Source organism: Ruegeria sp. BHSB058, assembly GCF_059613285.1.
Genome location: NZ_JBXWSF010000192.1, coordinates 1 through 1,270, shown reverse-complemented (window position 1 = coordinate 1,270; position 1,270 = coordinate 1). Strand labels below are relative to the sequence as shown.

The following is a 1,270-nucleotide window of genomic DNA, read 5'->3' as shown; positions in this document are numbered from 1 at the left end:
TGTCGATGACAATGAACGGCGCTGTCGTTCCGGTTCTCGCCAGCTTCATCGTTGCGGGCGAAGAACAGGGTCATGACAAATCGTTGCTCTCCGGGACCATTCAGAACGACATTCTGAAAGAGTTCATGGTGCGCAACACTTATATCTATCCGCCCAAGCCTTCGATGCGGATCATCTCGGACATTATCGAGTTCACATCAAACGAGATGCCAAAGTTCAACTCGATTTCGATCTCGGGCTATCACATGCAAGAGGCCGGGGCGAACCTGGTGCAGGAACTGGCCTATACGCTGGCCGACGGGCGCGAGTACGTGCGCGCGGCGATCAATGCGGGCATGGATGTGGACAAATTTGCTGGGAGGCTCAGTTTCTTTTTTGCCATTGGCATGAATTTCTTCATGGAAATCGCCAAACTCCGTGCCGCGCGCACGTTGTGGCACCGGGTGATGACCGAGTTCGGGGCGAAAAGCGAACGTTCAAAGATGCTACGCACCCATTGCCAGACCTCGGGGGTGTCGCTGCAGGAACAGGATCCCTACAACAACGTGATTCGCACTGCCTATGAGGCGATGAGCGCAGTGTTGGGCGGCACCCAGTCGCTGCACACCAACGCGCTGGATGAGGCGATTGCGTTGCCGACCGATTTTTCGGCCCGTATCGCGCGCAACACGCAGCTTGTTTTGCAGGAGGAAACCGGGGTGACCGATGTGGTCGATCCTTTGGCAGGGTCTTACTATGTCGAAAGCCTCACTAACGAACTGATCGAAAAAGCCTGGGCCTTGATGCAGGAAGTCGAAGAGATGGGCGGCATGACCAAGGCTGTCGAAAGCGGCATGCCCAAGCTCAGAATCGAGGAATCGGCAGCCCGCCGTCAGGCAATGATCGACCGCGGCGAAGAGGTGATCGTTGGTGTCAACAAGTACCGCAAAGAAAAGGAAGACCCGATCGATATCCTTGATGTGGATAACGTAGCGGTGCGCGAGGCGCAGATTGCGCGGCTTGATAAAATGCGGGCCGACCGTGACGAGGAAGCCTGTATCGCAGCCCTGAACGAACTTACCCGCCGCGCCAAGGGAGGCGGCAACCTGCTCGAGGCGGCGGTCGAGGCCGCGCGCGCGCGCGCATCCGTAGGAGAAATCAGCATGGCGATGGAAAAGGAATTCGGACGTCACCGCGCCGAAGTGAAAACGCTCGCCGGTGTGTATGGCGCAGCTTACGAGGGCGATGAGGGTTTTGCGGCAATCCAGAAAAGCATCGAGGACTTTGCCGA

1 protein-coding gene is annotated in these 1,270 nt (G+C 57.2%); it reads left to right on the top strand.

Translation table 11 applies throughout. The features are described from left to right. On the top strand, positions 1-1,270 hold a 1,270-nt coding region (locus tag AC2FNB_RS21285), incomplete at both ends, for a methylmalonyl-CoA mutase family protein (RefSeq protein ID WP_496748714.1).